This is a genomic window from Rhizobium sp. RU20A (assembly GCF_900155885.1).
In the GTDB taxonomy this organism is placed as follows: domain Bacteria; phylum Pseudomonadota; class Alphaproteobacteria; order Rhizobiales; family Rhizobiaceae; genus RU20A.
In genome coordinates, this window is the sequence record NZ_FTMB01000001.1 from 1,709,375 (window position 1) to 1,727,445 (window position 18,071).

Annotated in this window: 21 protein-coding genes, 1 other RNA gene and 1 pseudogene; 13 read left to right on the forward strand and 10 right to left on the reverse strand. The window is 63.7% G+C overall.

The window, feature by feature from the left end:
* Nucleotides 1–16: 16 nt before the first annotated feature.
* From ruvA to ruvC, 4 genes are read right to left on the reverse strand one after another with little or no spacing between them, the layout of a single operon-like run.
* Nucleotides 17–634, reverse strand: coding sequence for a Holliday junction branch migration protein RuvA (gene ruvA, locus F3H41_RS08260; protein ID WP_149738067.1), 618 nt, complete (start codon nucleotides 632–634; stop codon nucleotides 17–19).
* Nucleotides 631–1,044, reverse strand: coding sequence for a type II toxin-antitoxin system VapC family toxin (locus F3H41_RS08265; RefSeq protein WP_149738068.1), 414 nt, complete (start codon nucleotides 1,042–1,044; stop codon nucleotides 631–633). Before F3H41_RS08265 ends, ruvA begins: the two co-directional genes overlap by 4 nt.
* Nucleotides 1,028–1,297, reverse strand: coding sequence for an AbrB/MazE/SpoVT family DNA-binding domain-containing protein (locus F3H41_RS08270; protein WP_149738069.1), 270 nt, complete (start codon nucleotides 1,295–1,297; stop codon nucleotides 1,028–1,030). Before F3H41_RS08270 ends, F3H41_RS08265 begins: the two co-directional genes overlap by 17 nt.
* A 56-nt stretch (nucleotides 1,298–1,353) precedes the next feature.
* Entirely contained in the window at nucleotides 1,354–1,866 is a 513-nt protein-coding gene (ruvC, locus tag F3H41_RS08275) for a crossover junction endodeoxyribonuclease RuvC (protein ID WP_149738070.1), read from the reverse strand.
* A gap of 146 nt (nucleotides 1,867–2,012) precedes the next feature.
* Here ruvC and F3H41_RS08280 point away from each other — a divergent pair, with 146 nt between their 5' ends.
* Nucleotides 2,013–3,020, forward strand: coding sequence for an LLM class flavin-dependent oxidoreductase (locus F3H41_RS08280; protein ID WP_149738071.1), 1,008 nt, complete (start codon nucleotides 2,013–2,015; stop codon nucleotides 3,018–3,020).
* Nucleotides 3,021–3,155: 135 nt separating this feature from the next.
* Here the strand turns inward: F3H41_RS08280 and F3H41_RS08285 are convergent, their stop codons facing one another.
* The 4 genes from F3H41_RS08285 to tkt all read right to left on the reverse strand — a co-directional run bounded on the left by F3H41_RS08285 (nucleotide 3,156) and on the right by tkt (nucleotide 8,022).
* Complete coding sequence (locus F3H41_RS08285) at nucleotides 3,156–4,346, reverse strand: phosphoglycerate kinase (RefSeq protein WP_149738072.1); 1,191 nt, start codon at nucleotides 4,344–4,346, stop codon at nucleotides 3,156–3,158.
* 13 nt (nucleotides 4,347–4,359) lie between these two features.
* Entirely contained in the window at nucleotides 4,360–4,935 is a 576-nt protein-coding gene (locus F3H41_RS08290; RefSeq protein ID WP_149738073.1) for a putative glycolipid-binding domain-containing protein, read from the reverse strand.
* Nucleotides 4,936–4,942: 7 nt separating this feature from the next.
* Complete coding sequence (gene gap / locus F3H41_RS08295; RefSeq protein WP_149738074.1) at nucleotides 4,943–5,953, reverse strand: type I glyceraldehyde-3-phosphate dehydrogenase; 1,011 nt, start codon at nucleotides 5,951–5,953, stop codon at nucleotides 4,943–4,945.
* Between the two features lie 86 nt (nucleotides 5,954–6,039).
* A complete protein-coding gene (gene tkt / locus F3H41_RS08300) occupies nucleotides 6,040–8,022 on the reverse strand; it encodes a transketolase (protein ID WP_149738075.1) in 1,983 nt (660 codons plus the stop codon).
* 296 nt (nucleotides 8,023–8,318) lie between these two features.
* Between tkt and F3H41_RS08305 the strand changes: the two genes are divergently transcribed.
* The 5 genes from F3H41_RS08305 to F3H41_RS08325 all read left to right on the forward strand — a co-directional run bounded on the left by F3H41_RS08305 (nucleotide 8,319) and on the right by F3H41_RS08325 (nucleotide 10,787).
* On the forward strand, nucleotides 8,319–8,588 hold the full coding sequence (locus F3H41_RS08305) for a DUF4164 domain-containing protein (protein ID WP_149738076.1): 270 nt from the start codon (nucleotides 8,319–8,321) through the stop codon (nucleotides 8,586–8,588).
* Between the two features lie 30 nt (nucleotides 8,589–8,618).
* Entirely contained in the window at nucleotides 8,619–8,996 is a 378-nt protein-coding gene (locus F3H41_RS08310; protein WP_149738077.1) for a cell division protein ZapA, read from the forward strand.
* Between the two features lie 71 nt (nucleotides 8,997–9,067).
* Nucleotides 9,068–9,226: non-coding RNA, 6S RNA (gene ssrS, locus F3H41_RS08315), on the forward strand.
* 140 nt (nucleotides 9,227–9,366) lie between these two features.
* Nucleotides 9,367–9,948: a 5-formyltetrahydrofolate cyclo-ligase gene (locus tag F3H41_RS08320; RefSeq protein WP_149738278.1), complete on the forward strand. Its 582-nt coding sequence runs from the start codon at nucleotides 9,367–9,369 to the stop codon at nucleotides 9,946–9,948.
* 14 nt (nucleotides 9,949–9,962) lie between these two features.
* The gene (locus F3H41_RS08325; protein WP_149738078.1) at nucleotides 9,963–10,787 is read left to right on the forward strand and encodes a YmdB family metallophosphoesterase; all 825 of its coding nucleotides are present in this window, start codon (nucleotides 9,963–9,965) and stop codon (nucleotides 10,785–10,787) included.
* A gap of 53 nt (nucleotides 10,788–10,840) precedes the next feature.
* Here F3H41_RS08325 and F3H41_RS08330 read toward each other — a convergent pair whose 3' ends face one another.
* On the reverse strand, nucleotides 10,841–11,392 hold the full coding sequence (locus F3H41_RS08330) for a pyridoxamine 5'-phosphate oxidase family protein (protein WP_149738079.1): 552 nt from the start codon (nucleotides 11,390–11,392) through the stop codon (nucleotides 10,841–10,843).
* Nucleotides 11,393–11,637: 245 nt separating this feature from the next.
* Between F3H41_RS08330 and F3H41_RS08335 the strand changes: the two genes are divergently transcribed.
* The 4 genes from F3H41_RS08335 to F3H41_RS08350 all read left to right on the forward strand — a co-directional run bounded on the left by F3H41_RS08335 (nucleotide 11,638) and on the right by F3H41_RS08350 (nucleotide 15,060).
* Nucleotides 11,638–12,489 carry an MBL fold metallo-hydrolase gene (locus F3H41_RS08335; RefSeq protein ID WP_244616104.1) on the forward strand — a complete coding sequence of 284 codons (852 nt, stop codon included), beginning with the start codon at nucleotides 11,638–11,640 and terminating at the stop codon, nucleotides 12,487–12,489.
* A gap of 37 nt (nucleotides 12,490–12,526) precedes the next feature.
* A complete protein-coding gene (locus tag F3H41_RS08340) occupies nucleotides 12,527–13,075 on the forward strand; it encodes a hypothetical protein (protein WP_210246647.1) in 549 nt (182 codons plus the stop codon).
* 124 nt (nucleotides 13,076–13,199) lie between these two features.
* Complete coding sequence (locus F3H41_RS08345; protein ID WP_149738080.1) at nucleotides 13,200–13,946, forward strand: YebC/PmpR family DNA-binding transcriptional regulator; 747 nt, start codon at nucleotides 13,200–13,202, stop codon at nucleotides 13,944–13,946.
* A 184-nt stretch (nucleotides 13,947–14,130) separates the two neighbouring features.
* Nucleotides 14,131–15,060: a PhzF family phenazine biosynthesis protein gene (locus F3H41_RS08350; RefSeq protein ID WP_149738081.1), complete on the forward strand. Its 930-nt coding sequence runs from the start codon at nucleotides 14,131–14,133 to the stop codon at nucleotides 15,058–15,060.
* A 29-nt stretch (nucleotides 15,061–15,089) separates the two neighbouring features.
* Here the strand turns inward: F3H41_RS08350 and F3H41_RS21220 are convergent, their stop codons facing one another.
* Nucleotides 15,090–15,245 carry a hypothetical protein gene (locus F3H41_RS21220; protein WP_188129374.1) on the reverse strand — a complete coding sequence of 52 codons (156 nt, stop codon included), beginning with the start codon at nucleotides 15,243–15,245 and terminating at the stop codon, nucleotides 15,090–15,092.
* 201 nt (nucleotides 15,246–15,446) lie between these two features.
* Here F3H41_RS21220 and F3H41_RS08355 point away from each other — a divergent pair.
* The 3 genes and pseudogenes from F3H41_RS08355 to F3H41_RS08365 all read left to right on the forward strand — a co-directional run.
* A pseudogene (locus tag F3H41_RS08355) lies at nucleotides 15,447–16,688 on the forward strand (MFS transporter); the annotation flags it as partial.
* Nucleotides 16,689–16,914: 226 nt separating this feature from the next.
* Nucleotides 16,915–17,106, forward strand: a complete 192-nt coding sequence (locus tag F3H41_RS08360; RefSeq protein ID WP_149738082.1) for a DUF1192 domain-containing protein — start codon at nucleotides 16,915–16,917, stop codon at nucleotides 17,104–17,106.
* A 433-nt stretch (nucleotides 17,107–17,539) separates the two neighbouring features.
* Nucleotides 17,540–18,058, forward strand: a complete 519-nt coding sequence (locus F3H41_RS08365) for a DUF1465 family protein (protein WP_149738083.1) — start codon at nucleotides 17,540–17,542, stop codon at nucleotides 18,056–18,058.
* Nucleotides 18,059–18,071 lie beyond the last annotated feature (13 nt).

The following is an 18,071-nucleotide window of genomic DNA, read 5'->3' on the forward strand; positions in this document are numbered from 1 at the left end:
CGATTGTCGGTCGCGCTTATCGTGCCAGTTCTTTCAGCCCAAGGCGGATCAATTTGGCGCTGTCGGCCCCCTCCCCGCCATTCTTCAGCGCCGCCGCAATGGCATTGGCGGCCTGATCGCGCGAATAGCCGAGATTGGTCAGGGCCGAGACGGCATCGGCCACCGGCGCACTCGCCACACCTTCGCCGATCTCCTGCTTGAAGCCGATGCTGGCGGCTGCCTCGCCGGAAAAGGCGGGTGCACGCGTCTTCAGCTCCGTGAGAATGCGGACAGCGACCTTTGGCCCGACGCCGGGTGCGCGCGAGATGGTCGTCTTGTCCTGCAACGCGATCGCATTGGCCAGTTCGCCCGGCGTCAACGTGGACAGAACCGCCAGCGCCACCTTCGAGCCAACCCCCTGCACGCTCTGGAGCAGGCGGAACCATTCGCGCTCCAGCGCACTGAGGAAGCCGAAGAGCCGCAGTTGGTCTTCGCGCACATAGGTCTCGATGAAGAGCACCGCCGCCTCCCCGGCCGAACCGAGTTTGCCGAGCGTGCGCGCCGAACAATAGGCGACATAGCCGACGCCGTGCACATCGAGCACCACATGATCCTCGGCGATCTCGTCGATGGTGCCTTTGAGTTTGCCGATCATGGGTGGGTCTCCGGTGTAATCAGATCGACCGTCGGGAAATAGCGGCGATAGCCGGCCGGGTCGCGGGTAAGCAGTCTGTAGCCCCTGATTGCCGCATGGGCACCGATCAGGAAATCCGGCAGCACGCGCGCCTTGCGACCGCCGGCGCCGCGATAGATGCGAAAAGCGCGCGCTGCCAGAAAGGCGGCAGGCCACGGAATGTCTTCGCGCTGGAACGTATCGCCCGGCAGCACCCGGTCGACCTCGTCGATCGTCTCGTAGCGAAAGCAAAACTCCGAATAGACAATAGGATTGATGACCATGCCGCCAACCATCGCCGCCTGCGCCAGCCAGCGGCGCGACCAGTCGCTCCAGGCCGGATCGCGCACGGCGACATCGACGAGAACATTCGTGTCAATGAGCGTCGTCATCGCCGCGCTCCCGCGTTATGCGCGCCAAAGCGTCCGCATCCACATGGGGATCGCCCGTGCCGCCCAGCGCATCGAGAGCAGCAAGGATCCGCGCCATCCGCACCCGCTCGGCTTCATCGCTGGCCCCGAGCTTCGGCGTGATGACGACGCGTCCATTCTCGAAGGAAAACACGACGTCAGTGTTTGGCTGGATACCAGCGAGATCCCTGAGATCACGGGGGATGGTGACCTGGCCCTTGGATGTCACACGCATGGCGCTCTCCTTTGTCGTAAGAATTATTCTTACGAAGAGAACAAGTCAAGAACAAATCACCCCGCCAGCGCCGCCAGCCGGCTGGCCATGCCCTGCCGGTTATGAGCGTGGCAGATGGCGATGGCCAGCGCGTCGGCGGCGTCATTGCCCTTGAAGATGGCTTTCGGCATCAGCACCTTCAGCATCAGGTGGATCTGCTGCTTTTCGCCATGGCCCACGCCGATGACGGCCTTCTTGACGGCGTTGGGCGCGTATTCGGCCACTTTCAGCCCGGCTCGGGCCGGGACCAGCATGGCAATGCCACGGGCCTGGCCGAGCTTGAGTGTCGCCGTGGCGTCCTTGTTGACGAAGGTCTGTTCCACCGCCGCCTCATCCGGCTGATAGCTGTGCACGATCTCGGCTAGGCCGTCATGCAACTGGCAGAGCCGCGAGGCGAGATCCATCTCGCCATCGGAGGTCACGGTGCCCGATGCCACGAAGCGCAGGGAATTACCGAGCGTTTCGATGACGCCCCAGCCGGTGCGACGAAGACCGGGGTCAATGCCAATGATGCGAATCGTCTCTTTCATGCGCCAGATCCTATGCTCACCGGCCGGACGCTGCCAGCCAAATGTGAACAAAACAAAAACATGACGGCCAGATCTGGCCTGCCGGGTGGGATTTTCCGGTCAGACTTCCTACATGGCAGAGAACACCGATCTGAAAGGCACCCGATATGACCGACCTCTCCATCCTCGATCTGTCGCCGATCAACCAGGGATCGACGGTGGCGCAGTCGCTGGAAAATTCGCGCCAGCTGGCCATCAAGGCCGAGAGCCTTGGCTACAGGCGGTTCTGGCTGGCGGAGCATCATGGCATGCCGGGTATTGCAAGCGCTGCCACCGCGCTCGTCATCCAGCACGTCGCCGCGGCGACGAAGACGATTCGCGTCGGATCCGGCGGCATCATGCTGCCGAACCATTCGCCGCTCGTCATCGCCGAACAGTTCGGCACGCTGGAAGCGCTGTTTCCCGGCCGCATCGATCTCGGCCTTGGCCGGGCACCCGGCACGGACATGAAGACGGCCCGGGCGCTGCGCCGCAACCTCGATGCCGCCGCGGAAAATTTCCCGCAGGACGTGATCGAACTGATGCGGCTTCTTGGTCCCGCCGACCAGACGGGCAGCCATCATATCCTCGCCGTGCCGGGCGCCGGCGCCAAAGTGCCCGTTTGGCTGCTTGGCTCGAGCCATTACTCCGCACATCTTGCCGGCATTCTCGGCCTGCCCTTTGCCTTCGCCTCGCATTTTGCGCCGGACATGCTGCTCTCGGCGCTGGAGATCTACCGCGAGCGCTTCGAACCGTCGGGCGTGCTCGACAAGCCGCATGTGATGGTGGGCGCCATGGCGGTCGCGGCCGATACGGCGACAGAGGCCGCCTACCATTTCACCTCCATGCAGCAGTCCTTCCTGCGGCTGCGGCGCGGCACGCCGGGCGCCTTTCCGGCACCGGTGGAGACGATGGACGGGCACTGGAGCGATCAGGAACGCATCATGGTGGAGCACACGTTGCAATATGCTATGGTCGGCGACCAGCCCACCGTGCGACGCCGGCTTGCCGAGTTCCAGGTGCTGACGGGTGCCGACGAGATCATCCTCTCCATGCCGGTCTACGACATGGCGGCCAAGCTTCGATCGCTGGAGATTTTTGCCGACGCGCGCGAGACGCTGAAGACCGCAGCTTAGAGACTGCCCGGCAAAAGGGCGTCTGCGCCCTTGCACAAACACGACTCGAAGGTCAACGAGATCCGGACATATCGGCGTTACCGGAGCGAGGCAGGGCGACCACGCCAGGTGGTCGCCCGGGGTACAGTTTCGCTATCAGCCGAGAATATCGACGCCCGGCAGCGGCTTGCCTTCCATCCATTCCAGGAAGGCGCCGCCGGCGGTGGAGACATAGGTGAAGTCGTCGGCGACGTCGGCGTGGTTGAGGGCCGCTACCGTATCGCCGCCACCGGCGACGGAGACGAGCTTGCCGGACTTGGTTTCAGCCGCCGCATGGCGGGCGACGGAGACGGTGGCCTTGTCGAACGGGGCGATCTCGAAGGCGCCGAGCGGACCGTTCCAGACCAGCGTGGAGGCCTTGGAAATCCATTCGTTGACCGTTGCGATCGACTTCGGCCCGACGTCGAGCACCATGGCATCGGCGGGGATGGCCGAGATGTCGACGACTTCGTTGTCGGCACCGGCCTTGAACTCGCGGGCAATCACGCCGTCGACGGGGAGCACGATGGCGCAGCCGGAGGTTTCGGCTTCGGCCATGATGGCGCGGGCGGTGTCGGCGAGGTCATGTTCGCACAGCGACTTGCCGACATCGATGCCCTGCGCCGCGATGAAGGTGTTGGCCATGCCGCCGCCGATGACCAGCGCATCCACCTTCTTTACGAGGTTCTGCAAAAGGTCGATCTTGGTGGAAACCTTGGCGCCGCCGACGATGGCAACGACCGGGCGGTTTGGGTTGCCGAGACCCTTTTCCAGCGCCTCCAGTTCGGCCTGCATGGTGCGGCCGGCATAGGCCGGCAGGTGCCGGGCGAGGCCTTCCGTGGAGGCATGGGCGCGGTGCGCGGCGGAGAAGGCGTCGTTGACGAAGATGTCGCCATTGGCGGCGAGCTTTTCGGTGAAGCCGGCGTCGTTCTTCTCTTCACCCTTGTGGAAGCGGGTGTTTTCCAGCAGCAGCACGTCGCCATCCTTCAGGCCGGCGATGGCGCTGGCAGCCTTGTCGCCGATGCAGTCGGCGGCGAAATAGACGCGCTGGTCGAGGATTTCCTCGACGGCGGCGGCGATCGGCTCCAGCGACATGTCGGCGACCGGCTCACCCTTCGGACGGCCGAAGTGAGCAAGCAGGATGACCTTGGCGCCCTTTTCAGAAAGTTCGCGGATGGTCGGCAGCACGCGCTCGATGCGTGTGGCGTCGGTGACCTTGCCGTCCTTGACGGGCACGTTGAGGTCGACGCGCACCAGAACGCGCTTGCCGGCGATGTCGGTGAGGTCGTCGAGGGTCTTGAAGCTCATGATGGGTCTCCGCTTAAAGTCTTCGGAAAAGTTCGGGATAGTCGAGGACGAGGCCATCCGCGTCCACGGGAAGATCGGCCGCGAAGCTGCCGTCGGCGACCTCAAAGCGATAGAGGCGCCCGTCTTTCAGGCAGGTGTAGCGTTGATGGTGCGCATGGGGCCGGAGGGTGTCGAAGGGAATGTAGAGGACTGCGATGTCCGACGCCGGCATTCCCGTCGTCAATCCCAGCCGCCGGATTGGCAAAGTATTGGTAAAGGGCGTGGCGGACAGGTCAATGTCGATAAGGCCGTCGAAATCCGGGCATGGGTGGCCATGCTCATCTGTCCAGCGGCCAGGCTGGTCGGAGCGAAGGCTTAGGCGATGACCAGCAGTATTTTCGACGCAGAGCGCGCTGACCGTCCAGTCCGCTCGTCCTTCGACCATGTAGCGGGCGCCGTAGGCAACGCCGTCAGCGGCGCCGATGACGACGCTTTCTGCCCGAAAGGCCGGGGAGTTCGTATCACTCCCCGGAACCAATGTCAGATGTTCGAGCCCTTCACCCTGGACCGGACGCCAGCGCACCGTTCTATGGGCAAGGGGCGGAAACATGCGAATGTCAGATCAGCTTGGCGAAGGCGACGGCCGTGTCGGCCATGCGGTTCGAGAAGCCCCATTCGTTGTCGTACCAGGACAGGATGCGCACGAAATTGCCTTCCAGAACCTTGGTCTGGTCGTTGGCAAAGATCGAAGAGTGGCTGTCGTGGTTGAAGTCGCGCGAGACGAGCGGCTCGTCGGTATACCCGAGGATGCCCTTCAGCGGGCCATCGGCGGCAGCCTTGATCGCGGCGTTGATCTCGGCAACGCTCGTGTCGCGCTTGGCGACGAACTTGAAGTCGACGACCGAGACGTTCGGGGTGGGAACGCGGATCGAGGTGCCGTCGAGCTTGCCCTTGAGGTGCGGCATGACGAGGCCGACGGCCTTGGCGGCGCCGGTCGAGGTCGGGATCATCGAGAGCGCCGCGGCGCGGGCGCGGTAAAGGTCCTTGTGCATCGTGTCGAGCGTCGGCTGGTCGCCCGTGTAGGAGTGGATCGTGGTCATGAAGCCATGATCAATGCCGACGGCGTCATCGAGCGCCTTGACGACGGGAACCAGGCAGTTCGTCGTGCACGAGGCGTTGGAGATGACGAGGTGGTCCTTGGTCAGCTTGTCGTGGTTGACGCCGAAGACGACCGTCAGGTCAGCGCCATCGGCCGGGGCCGAAACGATGACGCGCTTGGCGCCGGCCGTCAGGTGGGCGGCAGCCTTGTCGCGGGCGGTGAAGATGCCCGTGCATTCCAGTGCGATGTCGACGCCCATTTCGCCATGCGGCAGGGTGGCGGGATCCTTGATGGCGGTGACCTTGATCGGCTTGCCGCCGGCTACGATGATCGTGTCGCCCTGCACTTCGACGGTTGCGGGGAACTTGCCATGGATGGAATCGTAACGCAGCAGATGCGCGTTGGTCTCGACCGGGCCGAGATCGTTGATCGCGACGACTTCGATGTCGGTGCGGCCGGATTCGACGATCGCGCGCAGCACGTTGCGGCCGATGCGGCCGAAGCCGTTGATGGCGACTTTCACTGTCATGTCAGGTTTCTCCCTGTGAAATGCGCTTGGGATTTAAGCGACTTAAGAAAAAGGCGGCCGGGGGTACCGGCCGCCCGGAAGCGGTATCAGGAAAGCTTGGCCTCGGCAGCGGAGACTACGGCTTCCGGCGTGATGCCGAAGTGCTTGTAGAGCTCCTTGTAGGGGCCCGAAGCGCCGAAACCATGCATGCCGATGAAGATGCCGTCGGAGCCGATGAAGGCGTCCCAGCCCTGGCGGATGGCAGCTTCGACCGCGATCTTGACCGGAGCATCGCCGATGACGGCGCGCTTGTAGTCTTCCGGCTGGTCTTCGAAGAGCTCGAAGCAGGGCACGGAAACGACGCGGGTGGAGACACCCTTCTCGTTCAGCGTACCGGCGGCCTTGACGGCGATTTCGACTTCGGAGCCCGAAGCGAAGATCGTCACCTTGGCGTCGCTGTTGGAGACGACCTCGTAGGCGCCCTTGGCGCAGAGGTTGTCTTCCTCGAACTCGGTGCGGATCGGCATCAGGTTCTGGCGGGTCAGCGCCAGGCCCGACGGACGGTGCTTGTTCTCAAGCGCCAGCTGCCAGCACTCCACCGTTTCCGTGGCATCGGCCGGGCGGAACATCAGGAGGTTCGGGATGGCGCGCAGCGCGGCCATCTGCTCGACCGGCTGGTGCGTCGGGCCGTCTTCGCCAAGACCGATGGAATCATGCGTCAGCACGTGGATGACGCGGATGCCCATCAGCGCGGCAAGGCGGATCGACGGGCGGCAATAGTCCGAGAAGATCAGGAAGCCGCCGGAATAGGGGATGAGACCCCCATGCAGCGCGATCCCGTTCATCGCGGCGGCCATGCCGTGTTCGCGAATGCCGTAGTGCAGGTAGCGGCCAGTAAAGTCGGTCGGGGTGATCGACTTGGTCTGGCTGGTCTTGGTGTTGTTGGAGCCGGTGAGGTCGGCCGAACCGCCAATCGTCTCGGTCAGCACGCCGTTGATGACCTCGAGCGCATCCTCCGACGCCTTGCGGGTCGCCGGGTTGGGCTTGGTCTCGGCCAGCTTCTTCTTGTAGGCGGAAATCGCCGGGGCAAGGCCACTTTCCAGCTCGCCGGCAAAGCGACGGGTGAACTGCGCCTTCTTTTCTGCCTCGGTCTTTTCGAGACGAGCCTGCCATTCCTTGTGCGTCTTGGTGGCGCGAAGACCGGCCAGACGCCAGGCATCGAGAACGTCGGCCGGAACCACGAAGGCTTCCGATTCCCAGTTCAGCGCCTTGCGGGTGGCGGCGATTTCTTCCGCCCCGAGCGGCGAGCCGTGCACCTTGTGGGTGCCGGCCTTGTGCGGGGCACCGAAGCCGATGATCGTCTTGCAGGCGATCATCGTCGGCTTGTCGGACTTCTGGGCCGTTTCAATGGCGGCCGAGATGGCGTCCGGATCATGGCCGTCGACGGCGATCGTGTTCCAGCCGGATGCCTTGAAACGGGCGTGCTGGTCGGTCGAGTCGGCGATCGAAATCGGGCCGTCGATGGAGATGTTGTTGTCGTCCCAGAAGACGATCAGCTTGTTGAGCTTGAGGTGGCCTGCCAGCGAAATCGCTTCCTGGCTGATGCCCTCCATCAGGCAGCCGTCGCCGGCGATGACGTAGGTATAGTGGTCGATGAGATCGCCGCCGAACTCGTCGTTCAGCTTCTTTTCGGCGATTGCCATGCCAACGGCGGTGGCAATGCCCTGGCCGAGCGGACCAGTGGTCGTCTCGATGCCTGCGGCATGGCCGTATTCCGGGTGGCCGGCCGTCTTGGAGCCGAGCTGACGGAAGTTCTTGATCTCGTCGATGGTGATGTCCTCGTAGCCCGTCAGATAGAGCAGCGAGTAGATCAGCATCGAGCCGTGGCCGGCCGACAGGACGAACCGGTCACGGTTCGGCCACTGCGGGGCCTTGGGATCGAAGTTCAGGTATTTGGTGAAGAGGACGGTGGCCACATCGGCCGCTCCCATCGGCAGTCCAGGGTGGCCCGAGTTGGCTTTCTCGACGGCATCCATGGAAAGGAATCGGATCGCATTCGCCATCCGGTCGTGTTTTTCGCGAGAGTTCATGACTGTTCCGCTCAAAAATCGGTGGTCAGGGAACGGTCTCTATCCTCCAAAGACCGCGCAAGAAGCGCCCGACACATAGCAGGTGATACGCCCAAGTCAACAAAGACAAAGCCTTGGAACCCATGGCCAGAAGGGCGCCAGCGCGGCTTTTAAATCGTTTTGATCCACAGCTTCCCGACAAAGACTGTCTTTGAAACGGTTGTTCCCCCGACACGAATGGGTTTATGACGATTCCATAGCTTTTTAAGCCATGTCCGTCCGGATTCGGGCGGGTCTTTGCAAGGGACGCGGGCAGCATGCCATCGAAATCGGTCAGAGCGGCGATCGACGAGTTGAGGACTGCGCTTTCGGCCCTCGAAAAGGCGATCGATGGCAGGGTCGAGCGCGAGCGCGACATGGGCGAGGCGGAGAACGAGGTCCGGCGGGTGAATGTCGATCGGGCCCGCCTGGCCCAGGAACTCGACCAGTCACAGTTTCGCGCCAACCGGCTCGAAGAGGTCAACCGCGAGGTCTCGCGTCGCCTTGTGACGGCGATGGAGACGATCCGCGCGGTTCTCGACCGGTGACGGTCGGCAAGGGCAGGATAAAGGGCTGAGATGGCACAGGTCACGGTCAATATTGATGGGAAAGCCTATCGCATGGCCTGCGAGGAAGGCCAGGAAGAGCACCTGACCGAGCTTGCGGCGCGTTTCGACCGCTATGTCGGCCACCTCAAGCAGCAATTCGGCGAGATCGGCGATCTGCGCATCACCGTCATGGCCGGCATCATGGTCATGGACGAACTCTCCGAGGTCAGTCGTCGGCTGAAGACTCTGGAAACCGAAGTGGAAAACATCCGCGGCGTCAGGGACGCGGCGCTGGCCGAACAGGCCAAGGGCGACGAGGCGATCGCCGGTGCGCTGTCGGACGTCACCGCACAGATTCTCGGCATCACCGCCAAGCTCTCCGGCCGGGCGCCATCGGCCGCGGAGTAGGCGGCGCCGAATTGTTGGCGTCTGCAAGGTTCGCCACTGGCAACGGGACGCGATCCGCTCTATATCTTGTTTGCGGTCTGCGCTTCCCGACAGGATCCACAATCCCCGGGGCCATACTCGATCTCAAGGGAGCTGTCCCTGGCCGGACCCGTGGGTCCGGACATATGGCGCCCACCTACTTTGTAGGCACCCGGGATCGTAAAATATCCATCGGTCGTCGTGGATCGCACTCTCCTCCTCCCCCCATCCCACATGCATGCGCCTCCGGCTGGCGGCAGGCTGCGTCGTTTCCGGCGTGGCACCGGCCCTTTGCGGCTGGCATGGTGTGACATGGACTGACTTGACGGAGGAACGGATGGACGAAACTGTCATAACCCAACGCGACGAGAAGAAGGCGATCCGCGCCGAGCGGCTGGCGCTTCGCGATGCCTTGGCGCCGCAGGCGCGGGCGGCCGCGGGTGCCGCGATGCTGGCGCATGGCGGCGAGGCCATTTCCCTTGTCCCGGGCGAGGTGGTGGCCGGCTTCTGGCCGATCCGTTCTGAGGCCGATATCCGCCCGCTGATGGCGCGGCTCGCAGCGCGTGGTGCCCGTCTTTGCCTGCCGGTGGTGCTTGATCGCGAGACGATCGTTTTCCGCGCATATGCGGAAGGCGCGCCGGTGATCTCGACGGGCTTCGGGACGACGGGACCGGGCCCGGAGGCGGCGGTGCTGGAGCCGGACTTGCTGCTGGTGCCGCTCTCGGCCTTCGATGCGGCGGGCAACCGGATCGGCTACGGCGCCGGCCACTACGACCGCGCCATCGACCGTTTGCGGGGCATGGGCCGTCGTCCGCGGCTGATCGGGATTGCATTCGACTGCCAGGAAGTGGCATCAGTGCCCGCTGAACCGCATGATGTCGCGCTCGATGCAGTGCTGACGGAAAGCGGGCTTCGGGTCATCAAGACAGCATAGGTGGGACGATCGGCATGCGGCTTCTGTTTCTGGGTGACATGGTGGGCAAGACCGGGCGGGTGGCCGTCTGGAACCGTCTGCCGGGTCTGATCGCCGATCTGAAGCTCGACTTCGTCATCGTCAACGGCGAGAATGCGGCCGGCGGCTTCGGCATCACCGAGGACATCTTCCTCGAAACCATCAATGCCGGCGCCGATGTCGTGACGACTGGCAACCATGTCTGGGACCAGAAGGAGACCGTCACCTTCGCCGGCCGGCATGACCAGTTCCTCAGGCCCGCCAACTATCCGCCCGGCACGCCTGGGCGCGGCTCAAACCTCTACATCGCCCGCAACGGCGCGCGTGTTCTGGTCGCCAACATCATGGGCCGGGTCTTCATGCATCCCGAACTCGACGATCCCTTCAAGGCGGGCGAAGCCATCCTTGCCGCCTGCCCGCTCGGAGAACAGGCCGATGCCATCGTCTTCGACTTTCATGCGGAGGCGACCAGCGAGAAGCAGTGCTTCGGCCATTTCGTCGATGGGCGTGCCAGCCTCGTCGTCGGCACCCACACCCATGTGCCGACCGCCGATCACCAGATCCTGAACGGGGGTACCGCCTACATGTCGGATGCGGGCATGTGCGGCGACTATGATTCCTCGCTCGGCATGGACAAGGAAGAGCCGCTGAACCGGTTCATTTCCAAGATGCCGAAGGGCAGATTCGAGGCGGCGAGCGGCGCCGCCACCATCTGCGGCCTCGGTGTCGAGATTTCCGACCGCACGGGCCTTGCCGAAAAGATCGCGCCGCTGCGCCTCGGCCCGCGTCTGTCCGAGACAATCCCCGACTTCTGGGCCTGACACGCGAAAAGCGGCCGGGGTGACCCAGCCGCTTTCACGCCATTCATGGGTAATCAAATCATCTGAGGGCGAAGGGGATCGAGAGCCGCGGCGCCGCGCTGCGAGTCGTTGAAGACGACATGGGTCTTCACGCCGACATCGGGCTCGCTGTCGGTAAGATTGGCCTTGGCGATTTCCCAGCCGAACTTCAGCGACGAGCCTGTGGAGGCCCAGATCTCGGCATCTTCCATGCGCAGGGCCAGCATCGTCAGCTCCGGGTCGTTCTTGCCGCCGTCGAACCAGGCCTCGACGACCGAGTTCCAGAACTGGTCGATCCGCGCCGGATCCTTCGTGACGGTGATGCGGCCGGCGACGCAGGCATGGTAATCGTGGTCCTTGCCGACGACGCAGAAATGCGCGTGGCCACCCGAGCCGATGGCGCTGACAATCTCGGCGCTGGTCTTGGTGTAGAACCACACGGTGGCCGTCTGTTCGTCGAGGAACGGCGCCATAGGCTGCATGTGGAGGCCGGAGCCTTCGACGCCGAGCATGCCGGCATGGATGCTGTGGATCTGGTCGAAAAGCTGCTGACGCGGGTTTTCGCGGGCCTTGCTGAGATTGCTCACGGGTTTCTCCCTTAGTTGTCTGCCGAATGGCTTGGGTACGGGGCGGGTTTGACAAGCGAACGCGTCTGGCGGCGGCTTGTTCCCTTCACCGTCCGGAGCGTCACGCGTTTGAGACCTCTTCACGCATTTATGAGCGATGCCGGCCGGCTTGCCGCTTTACGGCGGCCTGCTTCTCGCTGATCCTTCGGGCACTGATGATGGGTGGCTGGTTCACCGGTTCTTTGCCGGTCGGATAGGAGAGAACCGTGATGATCCGCTATCTCGGCTATGTTTTTCTCGCGATCGTTTTCCTGCATCTTCTGTCCACCGACCGCGCCTTCGCGCAGGCGCGCACGGAAAGCCGCCCCGTCAGCCAGTGCCAGGCAATTGCCGGGACGGTGCCGGGCGTGATCTTCGCTACGCTGGCGCCAGGACAATGGCCGGTGATCCCGGCCCAGGCGCGCGCCAACGAGGCGGTAACGATCAGCTATATCGGCCACTCCACCTTTCTCATCGAAACGCCGGGCGGCATCTCCATCGCCACCGACTTCAACGGCTACCATCGCCCGGCGGCGGCCCCCACCGTCGCCACCATGAACAAGGCGCATTCCAGCCACTACACGCTGACACCGGATCCGGCGATCCGGCATGTGCTGCACGGCTGGGGCGAGGCGGGCAAGGCGGCGGAGCACCATCTGATGGTGGGCGACACCTATGTGCGCAATGTGCCCACCGACATTCGCTCGGGTTACGGCGCGATGGAGGCGAATGGCAATTCGATCTTCATTTTCGAAGTTGCGGGCCTGTGCATCGGCCATCTCGGCCATCTGCATCACGAACTGACCGACAGCCACTATGCCGCGATCGGCCGTCTTGACGTCGTCATGGTGCCGGTCGATGGCGGCCTGACCATGGGCGCTGACAGCATGAGCCGTGTGGTGACCCGGCTGCGCTCGGCGCTCATTTTGCCGATGCATCGGCGCGGACCGCCGATCGACCGGTTCCTCGACATGTTCGGCTCTGGCTTCGATCACCGCTTCGCCGACAGCGCCACCATCACGGTGTCCCTGCGAACCTTGCCAGAGAAGCCGCTGATTTATATCCTGAAGGGCGTGTGAGCGGCACTTGGCCGCGCAGCGCCCGAGGGATGACGGCATGACGATGACTGTGCGGCGGCTGGCGATGGGCCTGATCGTTCTTGGCATGTTTGCCGGTGTGGCCGAGGCTGCGAGTACGCCCGCCCCACGCCAGCCGACGGCCGACGGGATGGGCACGGCGCCTGAGGGCGAGACGAAGACACCCGCCGGCAATGGCGCGGCAAACGATACCGGCGCCGGACAGGTGACGCGAACGGCAAGGCCGCTGCCCGATCCCGAGGCCTTCCAGACGCCCACCGGCAATATTGGCTGCGTCTATACGCCGGCCGGCGGCAGCCGCGTCTATATGCCGGCCGATGGCGGTCCGGAGCTTTCCTGCGACATCGTCCAGCCACGTTATATCCGGGCCACGCTGTCGGCGCGCGGACCGGGCGTCCTGTCCCGCAATGTCTCCGATCAAGGGTGCTGCGGCGGTTTCGTGCTGCAGTATGGAGAGACGTGGACGGCCGGCCCCTTCCGCTGCACATCGGAGCGGACCGGGCTTTCCTGCGAGCGGCACGATGGCCATGGCATGTTCCTGTCGCGCAGGCGCATCGAAGCACAGTGAGCCGTCTTCCATGCCTTACCGGGCCGCAAAGCGCTGAAAAAGCGGGCATCGGCTGGACGAATGGCGGCAAGGGTCCTATAAGGCCCGCCACACTCCACACAGGGCAGGCATAGCAGAGGGCGTCATGGCCGGTCATTCACAGTTCAAGAACATCATGCACCGCAAGGGCCGTCAGGACGCGGTGCGCTCGAAAATGTTTTCCAAGCTGGCGCGCGAAATCACCGTCGCTGCCAAGGCGGGTCTTCCGGACCCCGCCATGAATGCGCGCCTGCGTCTGGCGATCCAGAACGCCAAGGCCCAGTCCATGCCGAAGGACAATATCGACCGCGCCATCAAGAAGGCGTCGGGCGCGGACGGCGAGAGCTATGACGAAGTGCGCTACGAGGGCTACGGCCCGGGCGGCGTCGCCGTCATCGTGGAAGCGCTGACCGACAACCGCAACCGCACCGCCTCCTCCGTGCGCTCGACCTTCTCCAAGGCCGGCGGCGCGCTCGGCGAAACCGGCTCGGTCTCCTTCTCCTTCGATCACGTCGGTGAAATCGTCTACAAGCTGTCGGCCGGCGACGCCGACACCGTCATGGAAGCCGCCATCGAGGCCGGCGCCGACGACGTGACGACCGACGAGGATGGCCACACGATCATCTGCGGTTTCGAAGCCCTTGGCGAAGTCTCCAAGGCGCTCGAAGCGACGCTCGGCGAAGCCGAGACCGTCAAGATCATCTGGAAGGCGCAGAACACCGTTCCCGTCGACGAGGAAAAGGCGCAGTCGCTGATGAAGCTCATCGACACGCTCGAGGACGATGACGACGTGCAGAACGTCTATTCGAACTTCGAAGTCTCCGATGAAGTGATGGCCAAGCTCTCGGCCTGAGGGCGCCGGATCTCGCCAGAGAAGCAAGTCCCGTCGACCGACCTGCATCATCCCCGGGCTATACACGAGCCTCGGGGATGCCTTGCCCAAAGCGCGGCCATTCTTGTCATACTGACAAGTTTTCCCGTTCCGGCGGGCCCGATCACGGCACTACAAAAGGCCCTTGCAATGAAAGGAGCCGCCCGTGCCCAAGATCCCCTTCGTGACCCTTGATGTCTTTACCACCACCCGCTTCGGCGGCAATCCGCTGGCGGTCATCACCGATGCGAGCGGGCTCGACACCGCGACGATGCAGGCAATCGCCGCAGAGTTCGGCTATTCCGAAACGACCTTCATCCTGCCTCCGAAAGACCCTGCCAATACGGCCGAGGTGCGGATCTTCACGCCGACCATGGAAATCGACTTTGCCGGCCATCCCAATGTCGGCACGGCACAGGTCGTCGCCGAGCGCATCGCGGCCGAGACCGGAACCCTCCCCGATACGCTGCGCTTCGAGGAACGCGCCGGCCTCGTCGTCGTTGAGATCCTCAAGCGGGACGATGGCGCGCTCATCGGTACGCGCATCACAGCGCCGCAGCCGCTGACGCTCGGCAGCGCGATTGCCGTCGATACGTTCGCGGCGGCCGCCGGTCTGGACCCGGCCGCGATCCGCACCGTGAACCACGCCCCGGTCTTCGCTTCGGTCGGCCTCAAATTCGCTGTGGCTGAACTGGAGAGCCTCGACTCGCTGGCCGCCGCCGTGCCGGATACGGCCGCCTCCCGTTCGGCACAGGCCGCCTATTCCGAGGATACCGATCATTTCCCCGTCTTTCTCTATGTGCGCGAGGAGAAGCCGGCCAGCGCGTCCCTGTCGATCCGCGCCCGCATGTTCGCCCCGCTCGACAATATTCCGGAAGATCCCGCCACGGGCAGCGCCTCCGGCGCGCTCGGCGCCCTTCTCGCCAGCCTCGACCCGCGCCCGGATGCGACGCTGGAGATCACCATCCGCCAGGGTGTGGAAATGGGCCGGGAAAGCATCATCCACGTGACAGCCGACAAGCGGGATGGAAAGGTTGGCGCCATCACCATTGCCGGCAGCAGCGTTGCCGTCATGGAGGGTTTCATCACCGTTTAGGCACTGCTGCGGGTGGTGACCGTTCCGGGCTACGGCCGGATCAGCACCGTCAGCATCATCGCAACGATGGCGGCAACGGCAATCTTCCAGAAATCGCTGCGCCGCTTCAGACCGGGCAGGCCGATCGGCCGCACGAGATGCAGTGCCATCACCAGAAGCAGCAGGAGCGGCATGACTTTGTGCATGGTCGAATCGCATTTCGCAAAGGTTGATCCTACTGTCATAGCCCTGCCGGTGGCCTTGAGATAGGGGCCGCGCGAAGACGCCATGGCGTCAATGCCACGGCTTTCCCTCGACTTGACCGCCAGCGACGCAAAGTGGATTCCGCTCACGGCGAAGATGCGCTAGGTAACCCTTGCCCCATCCGGAAACGAGGCGGACCAGATATGAAAAACAACCTGTTGCCCGTCGCCGCGCTTCTGCTCGGCACCCTCTTCCTCTTTCTCGGCAACGGCCTGCACGGACTGTTGCTGCCGGTTCGCGGCACGACGGAAGGCTATTCCACCACGCTGCTCGGCCTGCTCGGCACATCCTGGGCCACCGGCTTCGTGGCGGGCTGCCTGCTGGCGCCGACCCTCGTCAAGCGCATCGGCCATGTCAGGGCCTTTTCCGGCTTCACCTCGCTGATCGCGATCATCGCGCTGTTGACCGGCCTGCTCGTCGATCCTGTCTGGTGGGTCGTGCTGCGTGCCGTCACGGGCTTCTCCACCGCCGGCACCTCAATGATCATCGAGAGCTGGCTGAACGAGCGCGCCACCAATGAAAGCCGCGGCGCGATCTTCTCCCTCTACATCGCCATCACCCTCTTCGGCGTCGTCGGTGGACAGATGATGATCCCCTTCGGCGATACCAGCGCCGCCACCTTCTTCATGATCTGCGGCATTCTCTACTGCCTCGCCATGATGCCGACGCTCTTGTCGAACGCCCAGTCGCCGCAGCCGCTGAAACAGGTGAAGCTCGACCTTCGCGCCCTCTACCGCAATTCGCCGGTCTCCTTCCTCGGCATCCTCATGGTCGGCATCGCCAACGGCGCCTTCGGTACGCTCGGCGCCGTCTTCGGTCGCCAGGCCGGCCTGTCGGACAGCACCGTCGCGCTGATGATGAGCGTGACCATCTTCGCCGGCGCCGCCATGCAGTTTCCGGCCGGCCGCCTCTCCGACATGACGGACCGGCGCTATGTGCTCTCCGCACTTGCGGCCATTGGAGCCGTCGCCGGCCTGCTGATCTTCCTCGTCGAGCCCGCGAACGTCACGCTGCTCCTGACGCTCATCGCCATCTACGGCGCCATGGCGAACGCGCTCTATCCGATCGCCGTCTCCCACGCCAACGACTTCGCCGAGCCCGAGGACTTTGTGAAGGTTTCCGGCGGCCTGCTGCTGCTCTACGGCATCGGCACGATTATCGGCCCCACCATCGGCGGCCCGGTGATGACGGCGGCCGGACCCTACGGCCTCTTCATGATCACCGCCGCCTCCCATCTCGTCGTGGCCGCCTATGCCATCTTCCGCAGCCGTCGCCGCGCGCCGATCCCGGCCGCAGAACGCGACGCCTATTCCGCCGTCAACCCCGGCATGATGACGACGCCGGAAAGCCTGCAACTCTCGCCTCGCGCTGCGCCCTTCAGCGAGGAGCACGATGCCCAGGCGATGGCCGAACCGAGCGGACCAAGCGACAAGGCCGCCGCAGGCGAGATGGGCGCGCCGCCCGCATCGCAGGCGCCGGCTGCCATGCCCGACGAGTTGCCGGCGCATGTCAGCACCGACGCGCCCGACGATCCGGCCGCGGGCACGACGCCGTCCAACGATCCGAACCGATCCTGAGAACACGACACGACGACAGGAAGGGAGAGAAGCCATGGGTCTTTTTGACGAGGAAGCGACCAAACCGAAACGTCCCGGTCACGAGATCGGCGCCGACCTCTCGCTCATATCCGCCGACGAACTTCAAGAGCGCATCGGCCTGCTGAAAGCGGAGATCGAGCGGCTGGAGGCCGAGATGGCGAAAAAGCGCGCCTCCCGCTCTGCCGCCGAAGGCCTGTTTCGCTGAGTCTGCGCTGAACCAAGGATCGGCGACGCAGGAAAAGCGAATCAGTCAGCCGTTAACATTAAGAAGCTTTCCCGAAACAGCACGGGCATGACGCTTTGTTTACCAAATATTAAGCGTCATCACCGATAGTTGTGAACATCCGGTCTTTACCGGGTTCAGACAATTTCACCTTCTGGCGAGTGGTCTGATTTTTCTCCCTGTTTTACCTTGAGAGCCGCTTTTCGCGGCTCTTTTTTTGTTCACGCAAGCGTGTGGCCTGTGCCATCATTTCGCCTTCAGGTAAGGGAATTGTGGAGATTAACCTTCTATTAAGAATGTCCTTGCGTGAAATCCGTTAAGTGATCATTCTCCACCCACAAGCGAGACGGAAACCTTTAAGGCTTTCGTCCGTTAGGTTTGGTGAGTGATGCGTGATAACCGAGGAAGTCAAAGCATGTCGGAACGAGGATTGAACACCGTGAGCTTTGCCGGGCACGTGGCATCGTCCGCGCAGTTCCGTGCACTCTATGCAGAGGGCATGGGTCTGGTGGAGGAAACCGCGAGCTATCTGGACGGCCCGGGCCGTGCCGCCTCGAAGGTGCTTCCGCGCATGGCTTCCGTGCTTTACGCAGCAGAATCGATGCGTCTCACCACGCGTCTGATGCAGATGGCCTCCTGGCTGCTTCTGCAGCGTGCCGTGAACAATGGCGAAATGAGCCGCGACCAGGTGCTGTCGGAAAAAAACAAGGTTCGCCTCGACAGCTTCAATGTCGATCGCAATGCGCCCGGCTGGGCCGACCTACCGGAGGCGTTTCGCGATCTCATCGAACGCTCCCTCCGTCTGCAAAACCGCGTTGCCATTCTCGACCGCGAGATCTACCGCCCCAATGAGGAGGCGGAGATCGTCGCCGACAACGAGAACGCCGTGAAGGCGCAACTCAACCTGCTCCAGACGGCCTTCAGCCGTAGCTGAGCACGCACCGCAT